This is a genomic window from Pseudomonas sp. ML96, assembly GCF_000761545.1.
Classification (GTDB): Bacteria; Pseudomonadota; Gammaproteobacteria; order Pseudomonadales; family Pseudomonadaceae; genus Aquipseudomonas.
Genome location: NZ_JPMY01000012.1, coordinates 189588 through 211623 on the forward strand (window position 1 = coordinate 189588; position 22036 = coordinate 211623).

The 22036-nt window shown below is 65.1% G+C and carries 23 protein-coding genes; 17 read left to right on the top strand and 6 right to left on the bottom strand.

What is annotated here, in order from left to right; all coding sequences use genetic code 11:
* Positions 1 to 143: 143 nt before the first annotated feature.
* From IP89_RS10530 to IP89_RS10540, 3 genes are read left to right on the top strand one after another with little or no spacing between them, the layout of a single operon-like run.
* Complete coding sequence (locus IP89_RS10530) at positions 144 to 662, top strand: molybdopterin-dependent oxidoreductase (RefSeq protein ID WP_081963221.1); 519 nt, start codon at positions 144 to 146, stop codon at positions 660 to 662.
* Entirely contained in the window at positions 659 to 1687 is a 1029-nt protein-coding gene (locus IP89_RS22760) for a response regulator (RefSeq protein ID WP_052081031.1), read from the top strand. Before IP89_RS10530 ends, IP89_RS22760 begins: the two co-directional genes overlap by 4 nt.
* Positions 1684 to 3036, top strand: a complete 1353-nt coding sequence (locus tag IP89_RS10540; protein WP_043309438.1) for a sensor histidine kinase KdpD — start codon at positions 1684 to 1686, stop codon at positions 3034 to 3036. Before IP89_RS22760 ends, IP89_RS10540 begins: the two co-directional genes overlap by 4 nt.
* A 70-nt stretch (positions 3037 to 3106) precedes the next feature.
* On the opposite strand, the gene IP89_RS10545 is transcribed toward IP89_RS10540, so the two are convergent.
* Both IP89_RS10545 and IP89_RS10550 read right to left on the bottom strand, forming a co-directional pair.
* Positions 3107 to 4765: a cation acetate symporter gene (locus IP89_RS10545; RefSeq protein ID WP_043309439.1), complete on the bottom strand. Its 1659-nt coding sequence runs from the start codon at positions 4763 to 4765 to the stop codon at positions 3107 to 3109.
* A complete protein-coding gene (locus IP89_RS10550) occupies positions 4762 to 5073 on the bottom strand; it encodes a DUF485 domain-containing protein (RefSeq protein ID WP_043309440.1) in 312 nt (103 codons plus the stop codon). The genes IP89_RS10545 and IP89_RS10550 overlap by 4 nt, the downstream gene beginning before the upstream one ends.
* A gap of 211 nt (positions 5074 to 5284) precedes the next feature.
* On the opposite strand from IP89_RS10550, the gene IP89_RS10555 reads away from it, so the two are divergent.
* From IP89_RS10555 to IP89_RS10570, 4 genes are all read left to right on the top strand, one after another.
* Positions 5285 to 7510, top strand: a complete 2226-nt coding sequence (locus IP89_RS10555; protein ID WP_052081032.1) for a bifunctional diguanylate cyclase/phosphodiesterase — start codon at positions 5285 to 5287, stop codon at positions 7508 to 7510.
* Between the two features lie 101 nt (positions 7511 to 7611).
* Complete coding sequence (locus IP89_RS10560; RefSeq protein WP_043309441.1) at positions 7612 to 7836, top strand: DUF2061 domain-containing protein; 225 nt, start codon at positions 7612 to 7614, stop codon at positions 7834 to 7836.
* 69 nt (positions 7837 to 7905) lie between these two features.
* A complete protein-coding gene (locus IP89_RS10565) occupies positions 7906 to 9459 on the top strand; it encodes a beta-1,6-glucan synthase (protein ID WP_043309442.1) in 1554 nt (517 codons plus the stop codon).
* A gap of 15 nt (positions 9460 to 9474) precedes the next feature.
* Positions 9475 to 9876, top strand: a complete 402-nt coding sequence (locus tag IP89_RS10570; RefSeq protein WP_052081033.1) for a carboxypeptidase regulatory-like domain-containing protein — start codon at positions 9475 to 9477, stop codon at positions 9874 to 9876.
* Between the two features lie 6 nt (positions 9877 to 9882).
* Here the strand turns inward: IP89_RS10570 and IP89_RS10575 are convergent, their stop codons facing one another.
* Positions 9883 to 10251, bottom strand: a complete 369-nt coding sequence (locus IP89_RS10575) for a hypothetical protein (RefSeq protein WP_043309443.1) — start codon at positions 10249 to 10251, stop codon at positions 9883 to 9885.
* An 84-nt stretch (positions 10252 to 10335) separates the two neighbouring features.
* On the opposite strand from IP89_RS10575, the gene IP89_RS10580 reads away from it, so the two are divergent.
* The 4 genes from IP89_RS10580 (at position 10336) to IP89_RS10595 (ending at position 13985) form a co-directional block, all read left to right on the top strand.
* Entirely contained in the window at positions 10336 to 10902 is a 567-nt protein-coding gene (locus IP89_RS10580; RefSeq protein ID WP_043309444.1) for a hypothetical protein, read from the top strand.
* An 80-nt stretch (positions 10903 to 10982) separates the two neighbouring features.
* Entirely contained in the window at positions 10983 to 12281 is a 1299-nt protein-coding gene (locus IP89_RS10585) for a serine/threonine protein kinase (RefSeq protein WP_043309445.1), read from the top strand.
* Positions 12274 to 13044 (top strand): VacJ family lipoprotein, encoded by a 771-nt coding sequence (locus IP89_RS10590; protein WP_043309446.1) that lies wholly within the window; start codon positions 12274 to 12276, stop codon positions 13042 to 13044. The genes IP89_RS10585 and IP89_RS10590 overlap by 8 nt, the downstream gene beginning before the upstream one ends.
* A 92-nt stretch (positions 13045 to 13136) precedes the next feature.
* Entirely contained in the window at positions 13137 to 13985 is an 849-nt protein-coding gene (locus IP89_RS10595; RefSeq protein ID WP_043309447.1) for a pirin family protein, read from the top strand.
* A gap of 3 nt (positions 13986 to 13988) precedes the next feature.
* Here IP89_RS10595 and IP89_RS10600 read toward each other — a convergent pair whose 3' ends face one another.
* Both IP89_RS10600 and IP89_RS10605 read right to left on the bottom strand, forming a co-directional pair.
* Entirely contained in the window at positions 13989 to 15194 is a 1206-nt protein-coding gene (locus tag IP89_RS10600) for a patatin-like phospholipase family protein (RefSeq protein ID WP_043309448.1), read from the bottom strand.
* A gap of 38 nt (positions 15195 to 15232) precedes the next feature.
* Complete coding sequence (locus IP89_RS10605; RefSeq protein ID WP_043309449.1) at positions 15233 to 16156, bottom strand: lipid A biosynthesis lauroyl acyltransferase; 924 nt, start codon at positions 16154 to 16156, stop codon at positions 15233 to 15235.
* 111 nt (positions 16157 to 16267) lie between these two features.
* Between IP89_RS10605 and minC the strand changes: the two genes are divergently transcribed.
* From minC to IP89_RS10635, 6 genes are all read left to right on the top strand, one after another.
* Entirely contained in the window at positions 16268 to 16999 is a 732-nt protein-coding gene (gene minC / locus IP89_RS10610) for a septum site-determining protein MinC (RefSeq protein ID WP_043309450.1), read from the top strand.
* A 99-nt stretch (positions 17000 to 17098) separates the two neighbouring features.
* A complete protein-coding gene (minD, locus tag IP89_RS10615; protein WP_043309451.1) occupies positions 17099 to 17911 on the top strand; it encodes a septum site-determining protein MinD in 813 nt (270 codons plus the stop codon).
* Entirely contained in the window at positions 17911 to 18165 is a 255-nt protein-coding gene (gene minE, locus IP89_RS10620) for a cell division topological specificity factor MinE (protein WP_043309452.1), read from the top strand. Before minD ends, minE begins: the two co-directional genes overlap by 1 nt.
* Positions 18166 to 18223: 58 nt before the next feature.
* Positions 18224 to 18859, top strand: a complete 636-nt coding sequence (locus IP89_RS10625) for an RluA family pseudouridine synthase (protein WP_043309453.1) — start codon at positions 18224 to 18226, stop codon at positions 18857 to 18859.
* 67 nt (positions 18860 to 18926) lie between these two features.
* Positions 18927 to 20216, top strand: coding sequence for a M18 family aminopeptidase (locus tag IP89_RS10630; RefSeq protein WP_043309454.1), 1290 nt, complete (start codon positions 18927 to 18929; stop codon positions 20214 to 20216).
* Between the two features lie 54 nt (positions 20217 to 20270).
* The gene (locus tag IP89_RS10635; RefSeq protein WP_043309455.1) at positions 20271 to 20924 is read left to right on the top strand and encodes an HAD family phosphatase; all 654 of its coding nucleotides are present in this window, start codon (positions 20271 to 20273) and stop codon (positions 20922 to 20924) included.
* Position 20925: 1 nt separating this feature from the next.
* Here the strand turns inward: IP89_RS10635 and IP89_RS10640 are convergent, their stop codons facing one another.
* On the bottom strand, positions 20926 to 21888 hold the full coding sequence (locus tag IP89_RS10640; protein WP_043309456.1) for an NAD(P)H-quinone oxidoreductase: 963 nt from the start codon (positions 21886 to 21888) through the stop codon (positions 20926 to 20928).
* Positions 21889 to 22036: the final 148 nt, after the last annotated feature.

Here is a 22036-nt window from a genome sequence, read left to right on the forward strand (position 1 = left end):
CGACCAGAACGGCTGCGTGCGTCAAAAAAATTCTGTTATGGTCCGCGCTTTGCAGGAGGGCCGGCGGTCATTTGCCGGGCAATGTTCGACCCACATAAAGACAAGAATGGCCGGTGCGCCCGGCCGCAAGAGGCGACACATCGATGTTTGCAAAAGCTATGGAGGACGGCACGCCGCGGCGTCTGCTGACAGTGCTGCTCTGCGCCTGGCTGAGCCTGATGGGCTCCAGTGCCATGGCGGAAGAACTCTTCTCCCCGATGCTGACACTGCGCATGGGCAACAAGGTGATCGAGTTGGAGCGTGAGCAGGTACTCGCACTCTCCCAGGCACGCTTGACCACCAGCACCACGCTCTCGCCCACCCCTACAGTCTGGGAAGGGCCCCTGATGCGCGATGTACTGGCCCTGCTGGGTGTGCCCGCAGACAAGGTGGTGCCGATTCGCCTGCTTTCATGGGACGACTACCGCGCAGATCTGACCAGCGAGGATTTTTCACGCTGGGACGTTTTGCTGGCCCATAGCGCCGACGGCAAGGAGCTGTCGGTAGAGACACTTGGGCCACTGCGGGTCATCTACCCGCGCGATCAGTTCGAAGAACTGCAAGACCAACGCCTCGATCACCGCTGGGTATGGATGCTGCGCGAAATAGTGGTCGAGCCATGAACGCCTCCTCCAACCAGGTGCGCGTACTGTGCATCGAAGATGAGCAGACCCTGCTGACCGACCTGCAAGAGGAGCTCTGTGCTGCGGGTTACGAGGTTTGGGCGGCATCTTCGGTCGAACAAGCGCTGGCGCACCTGCAGGAGTTCACTCCCGACCTGGTGCTGTGCGACGTGATGCTGGGCAACGACGACCAGCCCGACGGCTACTTCATGCACCAGTACATTCGCCAAAAACGCCCCGATCTCGCCGCCAAACCCTTCATCTTTCTGACCGCACTGGGGCAACGCGCCGACCTGCTGCAGGCCAAACGCCAGGGTGTCGACGACTATCTGGTCAAGCCGGTCGACTACGACCTCCTGCTGGCGACCATCAGCGCGCGCCTGGACCAGGTGGGACGGGTACGCAACTTGGGCCAGGAGAGCTTGATCGATCGAATGCGTGACGTGCTGGCCCAGTTGCCGGGCGCCGTGCTGCTGTGTGACGAGTCGCTGATGCTGCTATATGCCAACCACAAGGCGCAGACGCTGATGCAGGAAAATGGCCTCTGGCAAGTCAACGCCGGCGGCCGCCTGCTCTGGCCCGAGGCCTCACCGGCAGCGGTGCAACGCCTGCAGCAGAACATCTGCAAGCTGACTGTGGCTCCGGCGGGCACACGGCTCGTCCAGACCCTGGAAATGCGCCATGTAGGCGACAACGTGCTGGTCAGCATGCTGCGTCTGGATTCCAGCGACCAACCGCTGTTCGCCCTGTTCATCTGCAGTGCACAGAGCCGCCCGGTGCCCGAGTTCGAGACACTGCGCATGCTATTCGGCCTGACCCGTACGGAAGCACGCGTGGCGCAGCTACTGGCCCAAGGCCGCCGCTCGGATGAAGTGGCAGGCGATCTCGGCGTCACCAACACCACGGTGGCGTTCCACCTGCGCAACCTGTTCCAGAAGACCGGCGCAACACGACAGAGCGACCTGGTAGCGCTGATTCTCGCCGCCGGCTGGGCCCTGCCAGACCTCGCGGACAGCAAGCGGTGACCGGTTCGCACTGGCTCAAGGGGCTGGCCTTCGGTTCGGTGCTGCTATTCATTGGGCTGACCGGCTATACGCTCAGAGCGATGCTCGACTTGCAACACGACCTGAGCGAAGACCTCGGCGAGAACATGGTCTGGGCTGCATCCCAGGCTGCCTATCAGAGCAGTCTGCTGCAGCAGGCACATATCGCTCCAGGCGCCGTTGCCGGCCATCGCGGCAACCCGGTACTGCAGCGTGCATTGCTGCGTGGACGTCTCGAGGTCCTCCTGGCTCCGAGCCAAACCGTGTTCATGAAAGAAGCAGGGGTACTCGAGCAGCTTCTGCAGGTGAAGGCCATGGTTTACTCGAACAAGCCTGACTTCGCGCTGGTGCAAACCATGCTGCATGACCTTGGCCGGCAGATCATGCAGACCGAGCGAGAACAGAGTGGCGAACGACGCGACGCTTACAAGCGACTGCTACGCCAGCTGATCTTCTTCATCTACTGCGTCATGGCCTCGGGCGGCGTGCTCTGCTGGCAGCTGCTCCGCAGCCTGAAGCACACGCGTGAAGCGCTGGAAGAAGGCGCCCGCCAGAATGCCCAGGCGCGCGAACTGCTCGATGCGCTGGAGACCGAACGAGCTACACGCCTGCGCTATCGCGACTTCGTCTCGGTGATGTCGCACCAGTTACGTACACCGCTTGCGGTGATCGACTCCAGCGCTCAGCGCCTGTTACGCCAGGACAACAGCGTCGAACTGGAGCAGAGCGTCGCCGCACGCTCACAGCGTATCCGCCGCTCGGTGCGACAGCTCAATCAGCTGATCGCCCGGGTACTCCAGGGACTGCGCCTGGGCGAGCAGAGCGCTAGCAAGGGCATCGAGCTTGAAATCGTGCGCTGCGACTGGCTGGAAGTGGTCGGCCTCTCGCTGGACAGCTTCGGCGACCTGCTCGCCGAACGTCGAGTCAACCTGCATGTGGCGCCAGGCACGCCCCAGCCACTGTGGATCGAATGCGATCGGATGTGGTGCGCAGAGATTCTCTCCAACCTGATCTCCAACGCCGACAAGTACAGCCCTCCCGACTCGGATATCGATATCCGCATCGACAGCGCAGACGGCATGCTTCGCTGCCAGGTGCTCAATGGCGGCGCCGGCATCTCCGAGCAGGACATGGAGCGCTTGTTCGAGCGCTTCTTCCGCGGCAGCAACGGCCATCGCAGTGCCGGTGTAGGGCTTGGCTTGTCCATTGCCCAGACGCTCACGCACTGGCACCACGGGAGCCTGACCGCAAGCAACCGCAGCGAAGGTGGCGCCTGCTTCACCCTGCAACTACCTCTGCACTGGCAAAGCTCGCCGACCAAGGCCATCTGAAGCTCCCGCTTTAATCTCGCTCATAAAAAAGGGCAGCCCGAAGGCTGCCCAGTTCACACGGAGCAATGTATCAGTGAGCCGCTGCACCACTGGCGCCGAGGCCGGTTTGCGAGCGGACGAACTGCGGGTAGAAGCGGGCACGCTCTTCGCTGGCGGCATGGGACTTGTCGGTGATCGAGAAGAACCAGATACCGATGAAGGCCACCGCGATGGAGAACAGCGCCGGGTACTCGTAGGGGTAGATCGGAGTGGCGTTGCCGAGGATCTGTACCCAGATGGTCGGGCCGAGGATCATCAGCACCACGGCGGTGATCAGACCCAGCCAGCCGCCGATCATGGCGCCACGAGTGGTCAGCTTCTTCCAGTACATGGAGAGGATCAGTACCGGGAAGTTGCAGCTGGCGGCGATGGAGAAGGCCAGGCCGACCATGAAGGCGATGTTCTGCTTCTCGAACAGGATGCCCAGGCCGATGGCCAGCACACCGAGGACCACGGTGGTGATCTTCGACACGCGCAGCTCATCCTTCTCGTTGGCCTTGCCCTTCTTGATCACGCTGGCGTACAGGTCGTGGGACACCGCCGAGGCGCCGGACAGGGTCAGGCCGGCAACCACGGCGAGGATGGTGGCGAAGGCCACGGCCGAGATGAAGCCGAGGAACAGACTGCCGCCCACGGCATCGGCCAGGTGCACCGCCGCCATGTTGTTGCCGCCGATCAGGATGCCGGAGGCGTCCTTGAAGTCAGGGTTGGTGCCGACCAGCAGGATCGCGCCGAAGCCGATGATGAAGGTCAGGATGTAGAAGTAACCGATGAAGCCAGTGGCGTAGAACACCGATTTGCGGGCTTCCTTGGCGTCGGAGACGGTGAAGAAGCGCATCAGGATGTGCGGCAAGCCAGCGGTACCGAACATCAGTGCCAGACCCAGGGAGATCGCCGAGATCGGGTCTTTCACCAGGCCGCCGGGGCTCATGATTGCCTCGCCTTTCGGGTGGGCTTTCACCGCTTCAGTGAACAGGGTGCCGAAGTCGAAGCCGACGTGTTTCATTACCATCAGCGCCATGAACGAGGCACCGGACAGCAGCAGCACGGCCTTGATGATCTGTACCCAGGTGGTAGCCAGCATGCCGCCGAACAGCACGTAGCAGACCATCAGGATACCGACCAGGACCACGGCGACGTGGTAGTCGAGGCCGAACAGCAGCTCGATCAGCTTGCCGGCGCCGACCATCTGCGCGATCAGGTAGAAGGCCACCACCACCAGCGAACCGCAGGCGGACAGGGTACGGATTTCCTTCTGCTTGAGGCGGAACGAGGCGACGTCGGCGAAGGTGTACTTGCCGAGGTTGCGCAGGCGTTCAGCGATCAGGAAGAGGATGATCGGCCAGCCGACCAGGAAGCCGATCGAGTAGATCAGGCCGTCGTAGCCGGAGGCGAATACCAGGGCGGAAATACCCAGGAACGAGGCTGCCGACATGTAGTCACCGGCAATCGCCAGGCCGTTCTGGAAACCGGTGATGCCGCCGCCGGCGGTATAGAAGTCGGCGGTGGACTTGCTGCGCTTGGAGGCCCAGTAGGTGATGCACAGCGTGGCGCCAACGAACACCACGAACATGACGATGGCGGCGACGTTCAGCGGCTGGCGCTGCACCTCACCCTCGATGGCACCGGCAGCCCACAACGCCGGTGCGGCGGCCAGCAGGCCGATGGCAGTGAGAAGACGCGCGATCATTTCTGCACCTCGTCCAGGATTTCCTGGTTCAGACGGTCGAACTCGCCGTTGGCACGCTTGACGTAGATGCCGGTCAGCACGAAGGCGGAGAGGATCAGGCCGACGCCCAGCGGAATGCCCAGGGTCATCGGCGACTCGTCGCTGATGCGGGTACCGAGCAGTTGCGGGTCGAAGGCGATCAGCAGGATGAAGGCCACATACAGGCCGAGCATGATGGCGGATAGGATCCAGGCGAAGCGGTCGCGCTTGGCGACCAACTCCTTGAAGCGCGGACTCTGTTCAATCCGCTTGTAGACGCTGTCGTTCATTGTTGTTGTCCTCCACAGCACGATTTACGGGTGGAGCCACTCTGCGAGCGACCGCGTAGGCGAGACAGACGACCTTAGTCGTAGCCAAAGCCCCTTCTCGACCAAAGTCTTAGAGGCCAAGCATCACGCAATTGGAATTTGGTACGGCCGTCTATACTCAGAATTTCCTGAGCCTGTAGTCCCCTGCACTCTGCCCCCGAGGTCACCTGCTATGGATTGGCTGGGTCTGCGCTTTTTCACCGCCGTGCCCGAGGGGGCACAAATCCTCCTGGACTGCAGCCACGTCCCGGGCCTCGTCGTGCTCTCGTATGTGGTCGCCTGCCTGGCCGGCTACGCCACCCTGAGCTTCGCCGAGCGTGCCGGCCATGCCGATCGCTTCGAGGCACGGCGCAACTGGTGCGCGGTCGGCGCCCTGAGCCTGGGCGGCGGCGTTTGGAGCATGCACTTCATCGCCATGCTCTCCTTCCAGGCCCCGGTGGCGGTGAGCTACGACATCCCGACCACAATCTTCTCCCTGCTGGTGGTGCTGCTGGCCGCACTGCTGGCCATGCCCGGCCTGGCCAAATCCCACCCGACCCTGCGCCAGCGCCTGCTGGCGGCGCTGTGCATCGGCCTGGGCATCGCCCTGATGCACTACAGCGGCATGGCCGCCATTCGCTCGGAAGCCCAGTTGTACTACCGCCCGGAGCTGTTCGCCCTGTCCGTAGTCATCGCCATCGTCGCCAGCCTCGCCGCCCTGCAGCTGTCGCTGTTCTTCCGTGGTCGTGACGGCCTGCTGCACCAGTTGCTGCGCATCGCCGCCAGCCTGGTGATGGGCGGCGCAATCGTGTCCATGCACTTCACCGGCATGTGGGCGCTGGAAATGGTGGTGCCGCTGGGCACTCCGCTGCAGCTGCAGAGCACCGGCAACACCCTGCAGCTGGGCCTGAGCATCGGCCTGATCGCCCTCTTCGCCATCGGTGGCGGGCTCGGCGCCGCCTGGGCCGATCGCAAGCTGCAGCACAAGGAGCGCGACCTGCTGCGGGTCAACTCGCTGCTCAACCAGCTCAACCAGGCACGCGCCTCGCTGCAGCAAGCCGCCCATTACGACCCGCTGACCAACCTGCTGAATCGCCGCTCGTTCAACGAAGTGTTCGCCGAGAAGCTGCGCAGCCACGCCCAGCTGGGCCAGGCAATGGCGCTGATGTTCCTCGATATCGATCACTTCAAGCGGATCAACGACAGCCTCGGTCATGACGCCGGCGACCAGTTGCTCAAGGAAGTCGCCGAGCGCATTCGCGGCACCCTGCGCGATCAGGACGTGGTCGCGCGCTTCGGCGGCGACGAGTTCTGCATTCTGGTCAGCCTCAATCGCATCGAGGAGGCACGCAACCTGGCACGCCGCATCATGGCGCGGATGAAGAAGCCGATCACCCTGGCTCGCCGGCACATGGTGATGACCACCAGCGTCGGCATCGCCATCTACCCGCGCGACGGCGAGACCTGCGAGGAACTGCTCAAGCATGCCGACCTGGCCCTCTACCAATCCAAGGGTAGCGGGCGCAACGCCGTACACTTCTTCAGCGAGCACCTGCGCAACAAGGCAAGCATGGAGCTGGAGCTGGAAGAGGAACTGCGCCAGGCCCTGAAGAAGGACCGCGGCCTGCTGCTGCACTACCAGCCGATACTCGACCTCGACAGCGGCCATATCGGCAAAGTCGAGGCCCTGGTGCGCTGGCAGCATCCACGCCTGGGCCTACTCTCCCCCGACCGCTTCATCGGCATCGCCGAGGCCAACGGCTTCATCGGCGAACTGGACGCCTGGGTTCTGCGCCGCGCCTGCCAGGACATGCGCCAGCTCAGCAGCAAGTATGCGCACCATGAGCTGCGCGTGACGGTGAACTGCTCGGCGCTCAACCTCAGCCACGACGACCTGCCCGACGAGGTGGCCCAGGCACTGAAGAACTCCGGCCTGCGCGCCCAGCGCCTGGAGCTGGAGGTGACCGAGAACGCCCTGATGAGCAACGTCAACCAGGCCCTCAGCCTGCTGCAACGCATCCGCGATCTGGGCGTGAGCATCTCCATCGATGACTTCGGCACGGGCTACTCGTCCCTCGCCTACCTCAAGCGCCTGCCGCTGGACACCCTGAAGGTCGACCGCTCCTTCATGCTCGAACTGCCCGAGGCCAACGCCGACCGGCAGATCGTCCAGGCCATCGTCGGCATGGCCCACACCCTCAACCTCAAGGTGGTTGCGGAAGGGGTGGAAAACGCAGCGCAACTCGCCTTCCTGCGCGAACTGAACTGCGATTTCATCCAGGGCTACCTGCTCAGTAAACCGATAGCGCTGGAGGAGCTCGCCCAGTTCCTCACCGACTTCGAGGCGGGTCACGCCGGCAGCGAAGTGCTACCAGCCGAACACCGGCCTGCAAAAATCGATTTCCTAAAATCGATATAGCCTGACTATCGAAACCATGGGCAAGGCCGATTTCTCCTGACGCCTGCTGGGGACTATCTTGCACCTCAACGAAGAACAATTCTCATTCATTGAGGTGCGCCATGCTCAAGACAGTGACCTTCACCCTCATGCACTTCTGCATCGCCTTCAGCGTCACCTACGCCCTGACCGGCAGTGTTGCAGTCGGCGGCCTGGTCGCGGCGGTCGAGCCGCTGTGCAACTCGGTGGGCTTCTACTTCCACGAGAAGGTCTGGAAACGCATCGAAGGCAACAAGGCCAGCGGCAGCGATATTCCCAAACACGCCTGGTTGCATCATCACGCCTGAGCGCCGCTGTCCGCGGGCGCGCGGCTCCGCTAAGATGCGCGGCTTTGCCACCTCGCATCCGCAGACGCCATGACCACTAGCCCGCGCGCCCCTCTCCTGCCGTACCTGTTCGCCCTCCTGCTCGCCCTCGCCGCGCTTGGCGCCGCCTGGTACTGGGTCGGCAAGCCGGTGATCCTCGCCGATGCCGCCACGCCCACCCACAAGCTGCAGTGCGCCTCCTACACGCCGTTCGGCAAGGACCAGTCGCCCTTCGACCAGCCCTTCCAGATCCGTCCGGAACAGGTGGAAACCGACTTCACCCAGCTGGCCAAGCGCTTCGAGTGCGTACGCACCTACTCCATGACCGGCCTGGAAATGCTGCCGGACATCGCCCGCAAGCATGGCCTCAAAGTGCTGCTGGGCGCCTGGATCAACGGCAACCCGGCAGATAACCAGAAGGAAATCGACGCCCTGGTCAAAGCCGCCAACGCCAACCCGGACGTGGTCGATGCGGTGATCGTCGGCAACGAGTCGCTGCTGCGCAAGGAAGTCACCGGTGCCCAACTGGCCAAGCTGATCGCCGAGGTCAAAGGCCAGGTCAAGCAGCCGGTCACCTACGCCGATGTCTGGGAGTTCTGGATCAAGCACCCGGAAGTGGCACCGGCGGTGGACTTCATCACCATCCACCTGCTGCCGTACTGGGAAGACGATCCCACCGGTATCGACGCCGCGCTGAACCAGGTCGCCAACGTGCGCCGCAGCTTCGGCACCGCCTATGCACCGAAAGACATTCTGATCGGCGAGACCGGCTGGCCCAGTGAAGGCCGCCAGCGCGAGACCGCACTGCCGAGCCGGGTCAACGAGGCGCTGTTCATCCGCGGCTTCGTCAAGATGGCCGAGGAGAACGGCTGGAAGTACAACCTGATCGAAGCCTTCGACCAGCCGTGGAAGCGCGACAGCGAAGGCGCCGTCGGTGGTTACTGGGGCCTGTTCGACGCCGACCGCCAGGACAAGGGCATCCTCGCCGGCCCGGTATCCAACCTGCCGCACTGGCCGCTGTGGCTGGGTGCCAGCGGCCTGTTGCTGCTCGCCGCGCTGGTCCTCGCCGGGCGCCCGGCCTCGACCCGCACCGCCCTGCTGCTGCCCTTTACCGCCGCCCTCGGCGCCGCCAGCATCCTCGGCTGGAGCGAGCTGGCACTGATCACCAGCCGCTACTGGGGCGAGTGGCTGTGGGCCGCGGCCCTGGTTGGTTTGAATCTGCTGGTACTGGCCCATGCCGTGCTGGCGCTGTCGGCCCGTGGCGGCTGGCGCGAACGTGCCTTCGCCTGGCTGGAGGCCCGTGGGGGCTGGTGGCTGGCCGCCGCCGGCTTCGCCGGTGCGGTGCTGATGCTCGGCCTGGTGTTCGACTCGCGCTATCGCAGCTTCCCCAGCCTGGCCCTGCTGCTGCCGGCGCTGGTCTACCTGTGCCGTCCAGTACGCGGCCCGCGCCGTGAGATCGCCCTGCTGACCGCCATCGTCGGCGCCGGCATCGCCCCGCAGCTGTATCAGGAAGGCCTGCACAACCTGCAAGCCATCGGCTGGGCGCTGACCTGCGCGCTGCTGGTCATCGCCCTGTGGCGCAGCCTGCGCCACTCGCGCGGCTGACAACGGAGGGCAAGGATGCCCAGAGCACTATTCTCGGCGCTACTGGCCCTCGGCCTGAGCGCCTGCGTGCCCTACCCCGCCTACCGCACCACCCAGCCCGAGGCTGAGCTGCAGGTGCTGGACGAACAGGGGCAGGCGCTGGTCGGCGCCAACGTCACGCTGATCGCCCGCGCCCATCCGACACCCTTCGAACAATCGCGCGAAACGCGCAGCACCGATGCCGAGGGCATCGCTCGCTTCGCCAGCCAGCATGAGTGGCAGGCCGAAGTCATGTTCCTGCATGGTCGCCTGGTCTACTACTGGGAATGGTGCGTGACGGCGGCTGGCTACCAGACCGCCCTCATCCCCTTCAGCACGCCGCTGCAGATTCGTCTGCAGCGCGGCGCATCCGAGCCCTGCCCGGCGCCGCGCGACTAGGAAACGTCAGGCCGCGCGTGGCGCGCGTACCAGACGCAGACCAGCCAGGACCAGGGCGAACACCGCGAGGCTAGCGCTGTACAGCACCAGCGCCGGGATGCCGAACAGCAGCGCCAGGCCAGCCAGCACGCGGCCGATCTTGCCCGGCGCGACGAAGGCCAGCACGGCCAGAACCAGGGCAGTCCAGGCGATCACCCGGAAGTGGATCAGGTAGCCGAGGCTAGCGCGGGCCTGGCATTCCCAGCGCGAAGCCTGCTCGACGCAGAGGCCGACCCACTGGCCGTCCTCCATCAGGGCGAAACGCACGCCATAACTGGCCGCCAGCCACAGCGGCAGTACCAGCAACAGCAGCAGAAGAGGAAAATGGCGGGACATCATGGCGCTCCGGTGGTCCGAAAAAGGCGCCCAGCTTAATCCGCTCGCGCCCGAGCGCAAGACCGGAACACTAGAATTGCCGTCATGAACGCCCGCCGCCTGCTGCTCGCCCTGATTTTACTGACGCTTTTCGCGTTCGGCTGGCAGTGGCTGCGCCCGCCGGGCGAGGCGCCGCAGGTGAGCGTGCCGAATGGCGTGATCCGCCTCAACGGCCACACCATCACCCCGTTGCAACCCTTCCAGCTGGAAGCCCTGGTCCTCAGCCGCGAGGACTATCGCTTCGACCGCGGCGCCAAGGTCTCGCCCACCGACCTCGCGCTGGGCTGGGGTCCCATGGCCGATCCGCAGGTGCTGGCGCGCATCGATATCAGCCAGGGCAATCGCTGGTATCGCTGGCGCACCGCTGACTTCCCCATCCCACGCCGCGACATCGAAACCCACAGCGCCAACATGCATCTGATCCCGGCCGACAAGGCGGTGGCCCGGGCGCTGGAGCGCGTCGAACCCGGCCAGCGCATCGCCCTGCAGGGGCAACTGGTGCGGGTCGATGGCGACGACGGCTTCCGCTGGCAGAGCTCGCTGAGCCGTGACGACACCGGCCAGGGCGCCTGCGAACTGATCTGGGTGGAGCACCTCAGCGCGCTGGACTAAACGAAGCGGCACTTCCCGGCACTTGCGCTTGTCATAACGCCGGTATTCACTTCAGCAGTCCTTTGCCAGGGAATCAGGCCATGTCCCGTTTTGCCTCCTGCGCTGCCCTTGTCGGCAGCCTGTTGTTCGGTGCATCCGCCATGGCGGCCGACATCGATGTCGCCAGCTATGGCTACCCGTTGGCCAACCCGTTCGAGGCGACCATCGCCGGCACCCCGCCGGAGCTGCGCCCGCAGGTGCCGAGCGACGATGACATCGACCAGGCCGACTACAACCTCAAGCTGCGCCCCGAGCGCGAGTTCCAGCTACCAGACAACTTCTGGCCGGTGACGCAGTTGCGTTACCGCCTGGCCAAGCAAAAGGGCCGCGCGCCACTGATCTTCATCATCTCCGGCACCGGCGCCAGCTACGCCAGCGGCAAGACCGAAGAGCTCAAGCGCCTGTTCTACGGCGCCGGCTACCACGTGGTGCAGCTGTCCTCACCGACCAGCTACGACTTCATGAGTGCCGCCTCACGCACCGCCACGCCCGGGCTGTCACGCCAGGACGCCGAGGACCTGTACCGGGTGATGATGGCCGTGCGCGCGCAGCAACCCGACCTCGACGTCAGCGAATACCACCTCACCGGCTACAGCCTCGGCGCGCTGAACGCCGCCTTCGTCAGCGCACTGGACGAGGAGCTGCGCAGCTTCAACTTCAAGCGCGTGCTGCTGCTCAACCCGCCGGTCAGCCTGTACACCTCGGTGAGCAACCTGGACCGCCTGGTGCAGACCCGGGTCAAGGGCGTCGACGACAGCACCAACTACTTCGAGCTGATCCTCACCAAGCTCACGCGCTACTTTGAGGAGAAGGGCTACATCGACATGAACGAGGCCATGCTCTACGACTTCCAGCAGTCCGGGCAGAAACTCAGCAACGAGCAACTGGCCATGCTGATCGGCAGCTCGTTCCGCTTCTCGGTCTCGGACATGGCCTTCACCGCCGACCTGATCAACCGCCGCGGTCTGATCACCCCGCGCAGCTACCCGATCAGCGAAGGCACCAGCCTCACCCCCTTCTTCAAGCGCGCCCTGCAGTGTGATTTCGACTGCTACATCGTCGAGCAGCTGCTGCCTTACTGGCGCAAGAAATACGATGGCGGCAGCCTGCTGCAGCTCAACGACCAGGTCAGCCTGTACGCCCTGGAGAGCTATCTGCAGAACAGTCCCAAGATCGCGGTGATGCACAACGCCGACGACCTGATCCTCGGCCCGGGCGATCTCGGCTTCCTGCGCCGCACCTTCGGCGAGCGCCTGACCGTCTACCCGCGTGGCGGGCATTGCGGCAACCTCAACTACCGCGTCAACAGCGACGCCATGCTGGAGTTCTTCCGTGGCTAAGTACCTGTTCCCGCTCGCCCTGTTGCTCGCCGCCGGTCTGGCCCAGGCCGACGAACCCGTCGCCGATGCGGACGGCTTCACCAACCCCATGCAGCAGCTGCAGTTCAACCCTTACCTGGACCAGCGCGAGTTCGAGCGCTCGACCCTCGATGCCCTGCATGTCTACGACCCCTGGGAGTCGTGGAACCGCCGGGTCTACCACTTCAACTACCGCTTCGACGAGTGGGTGTTCCTGCCGGTGGTGCGCGGTTATCGCTACGTCACTCCGGGCTTCGTGCGCAGTGGGGTGAGCAACTTCTTCGGCAACCTGGGCGATGTGCCCAACCTGCTCAACAGCCTGCTGCAGTTCAAGGGCAAGCGCTCGCTGCAGACCACCGGGCGCCTGCTGGTCAACACCACCGTCGGTGTCGCCGGCCTGTGGGACCCCGCCAGCCGCATCGGCCTGCCCAAGCAGAGCGAGGACTTCGGCCAGACCCTGGGCTTCTACGGCGTGCCGGACGGCCCCTACGTCATGCTGCCACTGCTCGGCCCATCCAACCTGCGCGACACCGGCGGCAAGGTGTTCGACTTCGTCGCCGAGAACCAGATCAACTACCTCAACGTGGCTGAAGTCAGCAGCGACCACCCCGAGATCACCGTGCTCAAGGTGGTGGACATGCGCCATACCACCAACTTCCGCTACGGCCAGATGAACAGCCCGTTCGAGTACGAGAAGGTGCGCTACGTGTACCGCGAGGCGCGCAAGCTGCAGATCGCCGAGTAATCTAATTACTCGATTGATAACCGGTAAAACTTGCAACCATTGATCTAACCAACAGCGCTAGCATGGGCACATTCCACAGATGGAGGTGCCCCATGACCCAATTCCGCCAAGTTCTCGCCCAGCACATCGGCCAGCCCGCCTCGGACGGCGCCGGTGTCCGCCTGACCCGCGTCATCGGCGGTGCCGGCATCGAGCGCTTCGATCCCTTCCTGATGCTCGACGAGTTCGGCTCGGAGAACCCGGACGACTACATCGCCGGCTTCCCGCCGCATCCGCACCGCGGCTTCGAGACCATCACCTACATGCTCGAAGGCCGCATGCGCCACGAGGACCACATGGGCAACGTCGGCCTGCTCAACAGTGGCGGCGTGCAGTGGATGACCGCCGCCCGCGGCATCATCCACAGCGAGATGCCGGAGCAGGAAGAAGGCGTGATGCGCGGCTTCCAGCTGTGGCTCAACCTGCCAGCCAAGGACAAGCTGGGCGACGCCGGCTACCGCGACTATGCGCCGGAGGAAATCCCCCGTCTGACCACCGCCGATGGGGTTGCAGTGACCGTGATCGCCGGCCACTTCGACGATGGCCAGATCCAGCAGGACGGCGCTGTGCAGCGCCCACATACCGCGCCGCAACTGTTCGACCTGCACCTGCCGGCCGGCAGCCGCCTGGCGCCGCGCCTAGCCGATGGCCAGCGGGTGATGCTCTATGTCTACGAAGGAGAGCTGGCGGTGAATGGCCATACTGTCGGCCAGAGCCGCCTGGCGCGCCTGTCCGACAGTGGCGCCATCGAGATGGGCAGCGTCGCCGGCGCGAAGGTGCTACTGATCGCCGGCACGCCGCTCAACGAGCCGATCGTGCAGTACGGGCCATTCGTGATGAACAGCCGCGAGGAGATCGAGCAGGCGCTGCGTGATTTTCGCGATGATCGTCTGACCGCCTGAACCTCAACGCGCGGACAGCACCGGCGCTTCCTCGGCGGCCACTTCGCTGTGGCCGAGGAAGCGGCACAGCGCGCCCTTCTGCGCCATGGCGTCCTGGTAACCCAGCTCGATCAGCTCGCTGCAGTAGCCCGGCTCGAACAGCAGGTAGCTGAGCACACCGGCGCCGCTGGCACGGGTCGCCCCCGGCCCACGCAGGAAGAAGCGCATGGCCTTGGGCAGCTCGTGGCGATGGCGCGCGGCGATCTGGTCCAGCGGCTGGCTCGGCGAGATCACCAGCACATCCACCGGCTTCAGGCCCAGGCCCCGAGGATGCAAGCCCGAGGGCACCAGGCGGCTCATGTGGTTGAGCCGTTCCAGGGTCTCGATGTCGCCCTCCAGACTGTCGATGAAGGTGCTGTTGAGCATGTGACCGCTGATCTGTGCCAGGGTCGGCGGCAGGCCGCTGCGCGGGCGCACCACCTGCTGGTTGGAGCCCTTGCCTAACGGATTGCCGCTCACCCCCACCACCAGAACGCGGTTGGCGCCCAGGTGCAGGGCCGGGCTGATCGGCGCCGACTGGCGTACCGCGCCATCCCCGAAGTACTCGCGGTTGACCTTCACCGGCGGGAAGATCAACGGAATCGCTGCGCTGGCCAGCAGGTGCTCCAGGCTCAGGCGCGTAGGCACGCCGACACGACGGTGGCGGAACCAGGGATCGATGGTGGCGCGGCCCTGGTAGAAGGTCACTGCCTGGCCACTCTCGTAACCGAAGGCGGTCACCGCCACCGCACGCAGCTGGCGCATGCGCACCGCTGCGGCGATGCCGGAGAAATCCAGTTCACGACCGAGGAGGCCACCCAGCGGCGAGCTGTCGAGCAGCGCCACCGGCAGATCCTTGCCCATGCCCAGCAGGCTATGGCCGAAGAAGCGCCCGGCCTGGCGTAGCACGCCGGACCAGTCGCTGCGGTACACATCGCTGCAGTGGAAGGCCTGCCAGACCTGGTTCAAGCGCTGCACGGCGCTGGCGAAATGCAGAGCGCCGCAGGCCAGGCCGACGGCGTTGATGGCGCCGGCCGAGGTGCCGACGATGACCGGGAAGGGATTGCGACAGGTGTCGCCGAGCAGGTCGGCAATCGCCGCCAGCACGCCCACCTGATAGGCCGCTCGCGCCCCGCCGCCGGAGAGGATCAGCCCGGTGACGGGCTTGGCTACTTCTACTGCTTCGGTCATGGGCGCTTCCGCTTTTTTCTAGCGAGTATAGGGGCCCGCTACTTCTTGCGCTTGTACAGCCTCGGCTCACCCTCGGGGCGGGTCTTGAAGCGCCGGTGCGCCCACAGGTACTGCGCGGGGCAAGCACTCACCGCCTGCTCGATCCACTGATTGATGCGCAGGCAATCGGCCTCTTCGCTCTCGCCGGGGAAGTCGGCCAGCGGCGGATGGACCACCAGGCGATAGCCGGAACCATCGGCCAGGCGTTCCTGGGTGAAGGGCACCACACGTGCCTTACCCAGGCGGGCGAACTTGGTGGTCGCGGTGACCGTGGCGGCGGTGACGCCGAACAGCGGCACGAAGATGCTCTGCTTGGGACCGTAGTCCTGGTCCGGTGCGTACCAGATGGCGCGGCCAGCGCGCAGCACCTTGAGCATCGCGCGGATATCCTCGCGCTCGATGGCTGAGGCGTCCTGATTGTGACGCTCGCGGCCGCGGCGCTGGACGAAGTCGAACAGCGGGTTCTTGTGCTCGCGGTACATGCCGTCGATGGTCTGGCGCTGGCCAAGCAGCGCCGCACCGATCTCCAGGGTGGTGAAGTGCAGGGCCATGAGGATCACCCCCTGCCCTTCCTGCTGCAGGTATTCCAGCCCCTCGATATGCGCCAGCTTGGCCAGCCGCGCCTTGGGCCACCACCAGCTCATGGCCATCTCGAAGAAGGCAATGCCGGTGGAGGCGAAGTTGTCGCGCAGCAGACGCTCGCGCTCGGCCTCACTCAGTTGCGGAAAGCACAGTTCAAGATTGCGCCGCGCGATATGCCGCCGCGAACCGGCCACCCGGTACATCAGCGCGCCCAGGCCACGCCCCAGCACCAGCAGCACCCGGTACGGCAGCTGCACGGTCAGCCACAGCAACCCCAGGCCCAGCCACAGGGCCCAGAAACGCGGGTGAAGGAATGAGGCGCGAAATTGCGGGCGGTCCATGAATGATTCCGGGCAAGCGAGAAAACCCGGCATTTTACAGAAGTCCGCTCGGCTTGCGGCGCTGCGGGCTTATCGTTATAAGTCGTGCCCATTCAATGCAGTGGGCAGACCATGAGCCAAGCCGATCTCCTCGACCAAGACCCCGTGTTCCAGCTCAAGGGCAGCATGCTCGCCATCACCGTGCTGGAACTGGCGCACAACGACCTCGAGCGCCTGGACCGGCAACTGGCCGACAAAGTGGCGCAGGCGCCCAACTTCTTCCAGAACACCCCGCTGGTGCTGGCCCTGGACAAGCTGCCGGAAGGCGAAGGTGAGCTCGACCTGGCCAAGCTGATGGAAGTCTGCCGCAGCCACGGCCTGCGCACCCTGGCCATCCGCGCCAGCCGCGAAGACGACATCGCTACCGCCAACGAACTCGATATCCCGGTACTGCCGCCGTCCGGCGCCCGCGAGAAGCTGGTCGAGCCGGTGGAAGCGCGCAAGAAGGAAGAGAAACCGGCCGAGCCGCAGTACAAACCGACCAAGATCATCACCAGCCCGGTGCGTGGTGGCCAGCAGATCTACGCCCAGGGCGGTGACTTGGTGGTGATGGCCCCGGTCAGTGCCGGCGCGGAACTTCTCGCCGACGGCAATATCCATGTGTACGGCCCGTTGCGCGGGCGCGCCCTGGCCGGCGTCAAGGGCGACGCCAGAGCGCGCATCTTCTGCCAGCAGATGGGCGCCGAAATGCTCTCCGTGGCCGGTCAGTACAAGACCGCCGAGGAGCTGCGCCGCGATCCTCTGTGGGGCCAATCGGTGCAGGTCAGCCTGTCGGGTGACGTGTTGAACATCACCCGCCTTTAACGGATACTGCGGCCAATTTTCAGGGACCAGAAGGGCATCCGGAAGCCACTGTTTTCGGCTCGGAATTGCCCTCTTTTCATACACTTGGGGTAAATCACCTTGGCCAAGATCCTCGTAGTCACTTCCGGCAAGGGCGGCGTGGGCAAAACCACCACCAGCGCCGCCATCGGCACCGGCCTCGCCCTGCGTGGCCACAAGACCGTCATCGTCGACTTCGACGTGGGCCTGCGTAACCTGGACCTGATCATGGGTTGCGAGCGCCGCGTGGTGTACGACTTCGTCAACGTGATCAACGGCGAAGCAACCCTGACCCAGGCCCTGATCAAGGACAAGCGCCTCGAGAACCTGTACGTGCTGGCTGCCAGCCAGACCCGTGACAAGGACGCGCTGACCAAAGAAGGCGTGGGCAAGGTCATCGAAGAGCTGTCGCAGAACTTCGAGTACGTGATCTGCGACTCGCCGGCCGGCATCGAGACCGGTGCGCACATGGCCATGTACTTCGCCGACGAAGCCATCGTCGTGACCAACCCGGAAGTTTCCTCGGTACGCGACTCCGACCGCATGCTCGGCCTGCTGGCCAGCAAGTCGCGCCGTGCCGAACAAGGCCAGGAGCCGATCCGCGAGCGCCTGCTGCTGACCCGCTACAACCCGGAGCGCGTCACCAAGGGCGAAATGCTCGGCGTGGAAGACGTCGAGGAAATCCTCGCCATCAACCTGCTGGGCGTGATCCCCGAGTCCCAGGCCGTGCTCAAGGCATCCAACCAGGGCGTACCGGTCATCCTCGATGACCAGAGCGACGCGGGCCAGGCCTACAGTGACGCCGTCGACCGTCTGCTCGGCAAGGAAGTGCCGCATCGCTTCCTCGACGTGCAGAAGAAAGGACTCATGCAACGCCTGTTTGGAGCGCGCTAATGAACATTTTCGACTTCTTTCGTGAACGCAAAAAGGAAACCCCTGCGTCGATCGCGAAAGAGCGTCTGTCGATCATCGTCGCCCACGAGCGCGGCCAGCGCAGCCAGCCGGACTACCTGCCGGAACTGCAGAAAGAGCTGGTCGAGGTGATCCGCAAGTACGTCAAGATCGAGCAGGACCAGGTACACGTAGCACTGGAAAACCAGGGCAGCTGCTCCATCCTGGAACTCAACATCACCCTGCCGGATCGTTGATCGGCGCTGGGTAAGCACGACGGCGGCCTCGGCCGCCGTTGTCATTTGTGGAAACGCCATGCCGCTGTCGAATATCCAGATCATCCACCAGGACGATGCCCTGCTGGTGATCAACAAGCCCACCCTGCTGCTCTCAGTGCCCGGTCGCGCCGAGGACAACAAGGACTGCCTGGTGACCCGCCTGCAGGAGAACGGCTACCCCGAGGCGCTGATCGTGCATCGCCTGGACTGGGAAACCTCCGGCATCATCGTGCTGGCCCGCGACGCGGACAGCCATCGCGAGCTGTCGCGGCAGTTCCATGACCGCGAGACCGAGAAGGCCTACACCGCCCTGTGCTGGGGCCAGCCGGAACTCGACAGCGGCAGCATCGACCTGCCCCTGCGCTACGACCCACCGACCAAGCCGCGCCATGTGGTCGACCACGAGCAGGGCAAGCACGCGCTGACCTTCTGGCGCGTGGTCGAGCGTTACGAGCAGTACTGCCGCGTGGAGCTGACCCCCATCACCGGCCGCTCGCACCAGCTGCGCGTGCACATGCTGTCGATCGGCCACCCGCTGCTCGGCGACCGCCTCTACGCCCACGACGAGGCCCTGGCCGCCCATGAGCGCCTGTGCCTGCATGCCAGCATGCTCAGCCTGACCCACCCCACCAGCGGCGAGCGCCTGCGCTTCGAGTGTCCGGCGCCGTTCTGAGAGCAGAGGCTCTACGGCGATTGGCGCCAGTGCGATAAACTCGCGCCATCGCTGTCCGGAGTCCGTTATGCGCGCAGAGCTGAACCAGGGCCTGATCGATTTTCTCAAGGCCTCGCCCACCCCCTTCCACGCCACCCGCAGCCTGGCCAAGCGCCTGCATGCCGCCGGCTTCCGTCCGCTGGACGAGCGCGAGCCCTGGCATACCGAGCCGGGCGGGCGTTATTACGTGACGCGCAACGACTCCTCGATCATCGCCTTCCGCCTGGGCAACCGCGCGCCGCTGGAAGGCGGCATGCGCCTGGTCGGCGCGCATACCGACAGCCCGTGCCTGCGCGTCAAGCCGCAGCCGGAATTGCAGCGCCACGGTTTCTTCCAGCTCGGCGTGGAAGTCTACGGCGGCGCCCTGCTCGCCCCCTGGTTCGACCGCGACCTGTCGCTGGCCGGCCGCGTGACCTTCCGCGAGGGCGGCAAGGTGCAGAGCCTGCTGATCGACTTCCAGCAGCCGATCGCCGTGATCCCCAACTTGGCCATCCACCTCAATCGCGAGGCCAACCAGGGCTGGGCGATCAACGCCCAGAACGAGCTGCCACCGATCCTGGCCCAGGTCAGCGGTGATGATCGTGCCGACTTCCGCGCCCTGCTCGCCGACCGCCTGGCCGAAGAGCACGGCATCAGCGCCGACGCGGTGCTGGACTACGAACTGAGCTTCTACGACACCCAGGGCGCCGCAGTGATCGGCCTCAGCCAGGACTTCATCGCCGGCGCGCGCCTGGACAACCTGTTGTCCTGCTACGCCGGCCTGCAGGCACTGATCGAAGCCGAAGGCGACGAAACCTGCGTGCTGGTCTGCACCGACCACGAGGAAATCGGCTCCTGCTCGGCCTGCGGCGCCGACGGCCCGTTCCTCGAGCAGGTGCTGCGCCGCGTGCTGCCGGAAGGCGACGCCTTCGTGCGGATCATCCAGAAGTCGCTGCTGGTATCGGCGGACAACGCCCACGGCGTGCACCCCAACTATGCCGACAAGCACGACGGCAACCACGGCCCGAAGCTCAACGCCGGTCCGGTGATCAAGGTCAACAGCAACCAGCGCTACGCCACCAACAGCGAGACCGCCGGCTTCTTCCGCTACCTGTGCCTGACCGAGGAGGTGCCGGTACAGAGCTTCGTGGTGCGCAGCGACATGGGCTGTGGCTCGACCATCGGCCCAATTACCGCCAGCCAGCTGGGCGTGCGTACCGTGGATATCGGCCTGCCGACCTTCGCCATGCACTCCATCCGCGAACTGGCCGGCAGCCACGACCTGGCCCACCTGGTACGCGTGCTGAGCGCCTTCTACGCCAGCGCCGAATTGGCCTGACTCTGACTGGGGGCACGACGCCCCCTCCCCCTATACCGCCCTGGAGGTGGCCTGATGGCCCTGGCGATCTTCGATCTCGATGAAACCCTGATTCACGGTGACTGCGCCTCGATCTGGGCCGCGCACATGGCCGACCTCGGCTGGGTCGATCGCGACTCGTTCGTGCCCCGCGAGCAGGAGCTGATGGCACTCTACAGTGACGGCCAGCTGTCGATGGAGGACTACATGACCTTCACCCTGGCGCCGCTGGTAGGCCGCACGCCGGAAGAAGTGGAGTTCGTTGCCGGCCCCTTCGTCGAGGACCTGATCGAGCCGATCATCTTCAGCGATGCCATGCGCTGCCTGGCGGCCCATCGCGCCGCCGGCGACCGCCTGCTGGTGATCTCCGCCTCGGCCCATTTCCTGGTCAGCGCTATCGCCGAACGCTTAGGGATAGAGGAAGTGCTGGCCATCGACTGCGAGCTGCAGCATGGCTGCTACAGCGGCAAGACCACGGGCGTGCTGACCTACCGCGAGGGCAAGGTCACCCGCCTGCAGGACTGGCTAGAGGCTGAGGGCGAGAGCCTCGACGGCGCGCACTTCTATTCCGACTCGCGCAACGATCTGCCACTGCTGTCGCAGGTGGCCAACCCGCACGCGGTCAATCCAGACCAGACCCTGCGCACGCACGCCGAGCGCGAGGGTTGGGACATCCTCGCCTGGCGCTGAGTCAAACCAGGCTGTCGTCGACCAACAGCACCAGCTTGCCGGCCACCTGGTTGCTGGCCAGCTCGGCGAAGGCCGCCTCGGCATCCCCGCGGGCGTAGGTCCGCTCCAGCTGCGGCTTCAGGCGCCCCTCGGCAAACAGCGGCCAGACATGTTGCTGCAGGCTAGCTAGTAGCTCGGCCTTGAACTGCTCATCGCGATTGCGCAGGGTCGAGCCAGTTAGCTGAATGCGTTTGCCGAGCAGCAGCGCCATGTTCAGGCTCGCCTTGTTGCCGCCCATCAGACCGATGTTCACCCAGCGCCCGTCGAGCGCCAGCAGCTGCAGATTGAGCTCGGCGTAACTGGCGCCAACCGGGTCGAGGATGACGTCGAAGGGGCCGAAGTCGCGCAGGCTCTCCAGCCCCTCGCCACGAATCGCCCCGCCCTGGGCACCCAGCCCTTCGCAATAGGCCAAACGTTCGCTCGAACCGACGCTGACCCAGCAGGGATTACCGAACGCCTTGCACAGCTGAATCGCAGCCGAACCCACGCCGCTGGCCCCGGCATGCAGCAATACCTTCTCACCGGGTTTGAGCGCCGCCAGCTCGAACAGGTTGAGCCAGGCCGTGGCATACACCTCGGGCAGCGCCGCCGCCTCGGCTAGCGACAATCCCTCCGGTACCGGCAGGGCGTGGCGAGCATCGACCACCACCTCCTCGGCCATGCCGCCACCAGCCAGCAGTGCGCAGACCCGCTCGCCAACCTTCCACTGGCTGCCGGCTCCCGCCTCCACCACCACGCCGGAGCACTCCAGGCCGAGGATGTCGCTGGCCCCCGGCGGTGGCGGGTAATGCCCAGCGCGCTGCAGCAGGTCGGCGCGGTTCAACCCTGCCGCCGCCACACGAATCCGGACCTGGCCCACATCGCAGACAGGAGCCGGCCGCTCGCCCCACTCCAACTGCCCCTCGACGCCTTGCAATGCCTTCATGCTGCCTCCATAGTGAGTGAGACCCCGGCAATAGACAGCACGCGGCTTTGCGCCTGTTGCCGGGCTTTTGCATTTTGTCGCCTGGCCCACACGGAACCTGGCGCTCTACTAGACGGCCTAATATGCGTTATCACCTGCCTTCGCGTCG

What these genes read in the sequence shown, in the direction of transcription:
- IP89_RS10625 (WP_043309453.1), top strand. Translation starts at nt 18,224, where the DNA reads ATGCCGCTGTCGAATATCCAGATCATCCACCAGGACGATGCCCTGCTG.
- IP89_RS10635 (WP_043309455.1), top strand. Translation starts at nt 20,271, where the DNA reads ATGGCCCTGGCGATCTTCGATCTCGATGAAACCCTGATTCACGGTGAC.
- IP89_RS10530 (WP_081963221.1), top strand. Translation starts at nt 144, where the DNA reads ATGTTTGCAAAAGCTATGGAGGACGGCACGCCGCGGCGTCTGCTGACA.
- IP89_RS10640 (WP_043309456.1), bottom strand. Translation starts at nt 21,888, where the DNA reads ATGAAGGCATTGCAAGGCGTCGAGGGGCAGTTGGAGTGGGGCGAGCGG.
- IP89_RS10585 (WP_043309445.1), top strand. Translation starts at nt 10,983, where the DNA reads ATGTCCCGTTTTGCCTCCTGCGCTGCCCTTGTCGGCAGCCTGTTGTTC.
- IP89_RS10600 (WP_043309448.1), bottom strand. Translation starts at nt 15,194, where the DNA reads ATGACCGAAGCAGTAGAAGTAGCCAAGCCCGTCACCGGGCTGATCCTC.
- IP89_RS10575 (WP_043309443.1), bottom strand. Translation starts at nt 10,251, where the DNA reads ATGTCCCGCCATTTTCCTCTTCTGCTGCTGTTGCTGGTACTGCCGCTG.
- IP89_RS10550 (WP_043309440.1), bottom strand. Translation starts at nt 5,073, where the DNA reads ATGAACGACAGCGTCTACAAGCGGATTGAACAGAGTCCGCGCTTCAAG.
- IP89_RS10570 (WP_052081033.1), top strand. Translation starts at nt 9,475, where the DNA reads ATGCCCAGAGCACTATTCTCGGCGCTACTGGCCCTCGGCCTGAGCGCC.
- IP89_RS10555 (WP_052081032.1), top strand. Translation starts at nt 5,285, where the DNA reads ATGGATTGGCTGGGTCTGCGCTTTTTCACCGCCGTGCCCGAGGGGGCA.
- IP89_RS10630 (WP_043309454.1), top strand. Translation starts at nt 18,927, where the DNA reads ATGCGCGCAGAGCTGAACCAGGGCCTGATCGATTTTCTCAAGGCCTCG.
- IP89_RS10560 (WP_043309441.1), top strand. Translation starts at nt 7,612, where the DNA reads ATGCTCAAGACAGTGACCTTCACCCTCATGCACTTCTGCATCGCCTTC.
- IP89_RS10605 (WP_043309449.1), bottom strand. Translation starts at nt 16,156, where the DNA reads ATGGACCGCCCGCAATTTCGCGCCTCATTCCTTCACCCGCGTTTCTGG.
- IP89_RS22760 (WP_052081031.1), top strand. Translation starts at nt 659, where the DNA reads ATGAACGCCTCCTCCAACCAGGTGCGCGTACTGTGCATCGAAGATGAG.
- minE (WP_043309452.1), top strand. Translation starts at nt 17,911, where the DNA reads ATGAACATTTTCGACTTCTTTCGTGAACGCAAAAAGGAAACCCCTGCG.
- IP89_RS10545 (WP_043309439.1), bottom strand. Translation starts at nt 4,765, where the DNA reads ATGATCGCGCGTCTTCTCACTGCCATCGGCCTGCTGGCCGCCGCACCG.
- minC (WP_043309450.1), top strand. Translation starts at nt 16,268, where the DNA reads ATGAGCCAAGCCGATCTCCTCGACCAAGACCCCGTGTTCCAGCTCAAG.
- IP89_RS10565 (WP_043309442.1), top strand. Translation starts at nt 7,906, where the DNA reads ATGACCACTAGCCCGCGCGCCCCTCTCCTGCCGTACCTGTTCGCCCTC.
- IP89_RS10595 (WP_043309447.1), top strand. Translation starts at nt 13,137, where the DNA reads ATGACCCAATTCCGCCAAGTTCTCGCCCAGCACATCGGCCAGCCCGCC.
- IP89_RS10580 (WP_043309444.1), top strand. Translation starts at nt 10,336, where the DNA reads ATGAACGCCCGCCGCCTGCTGCTCGCCCTGATTTTACTGACGCTTTTC.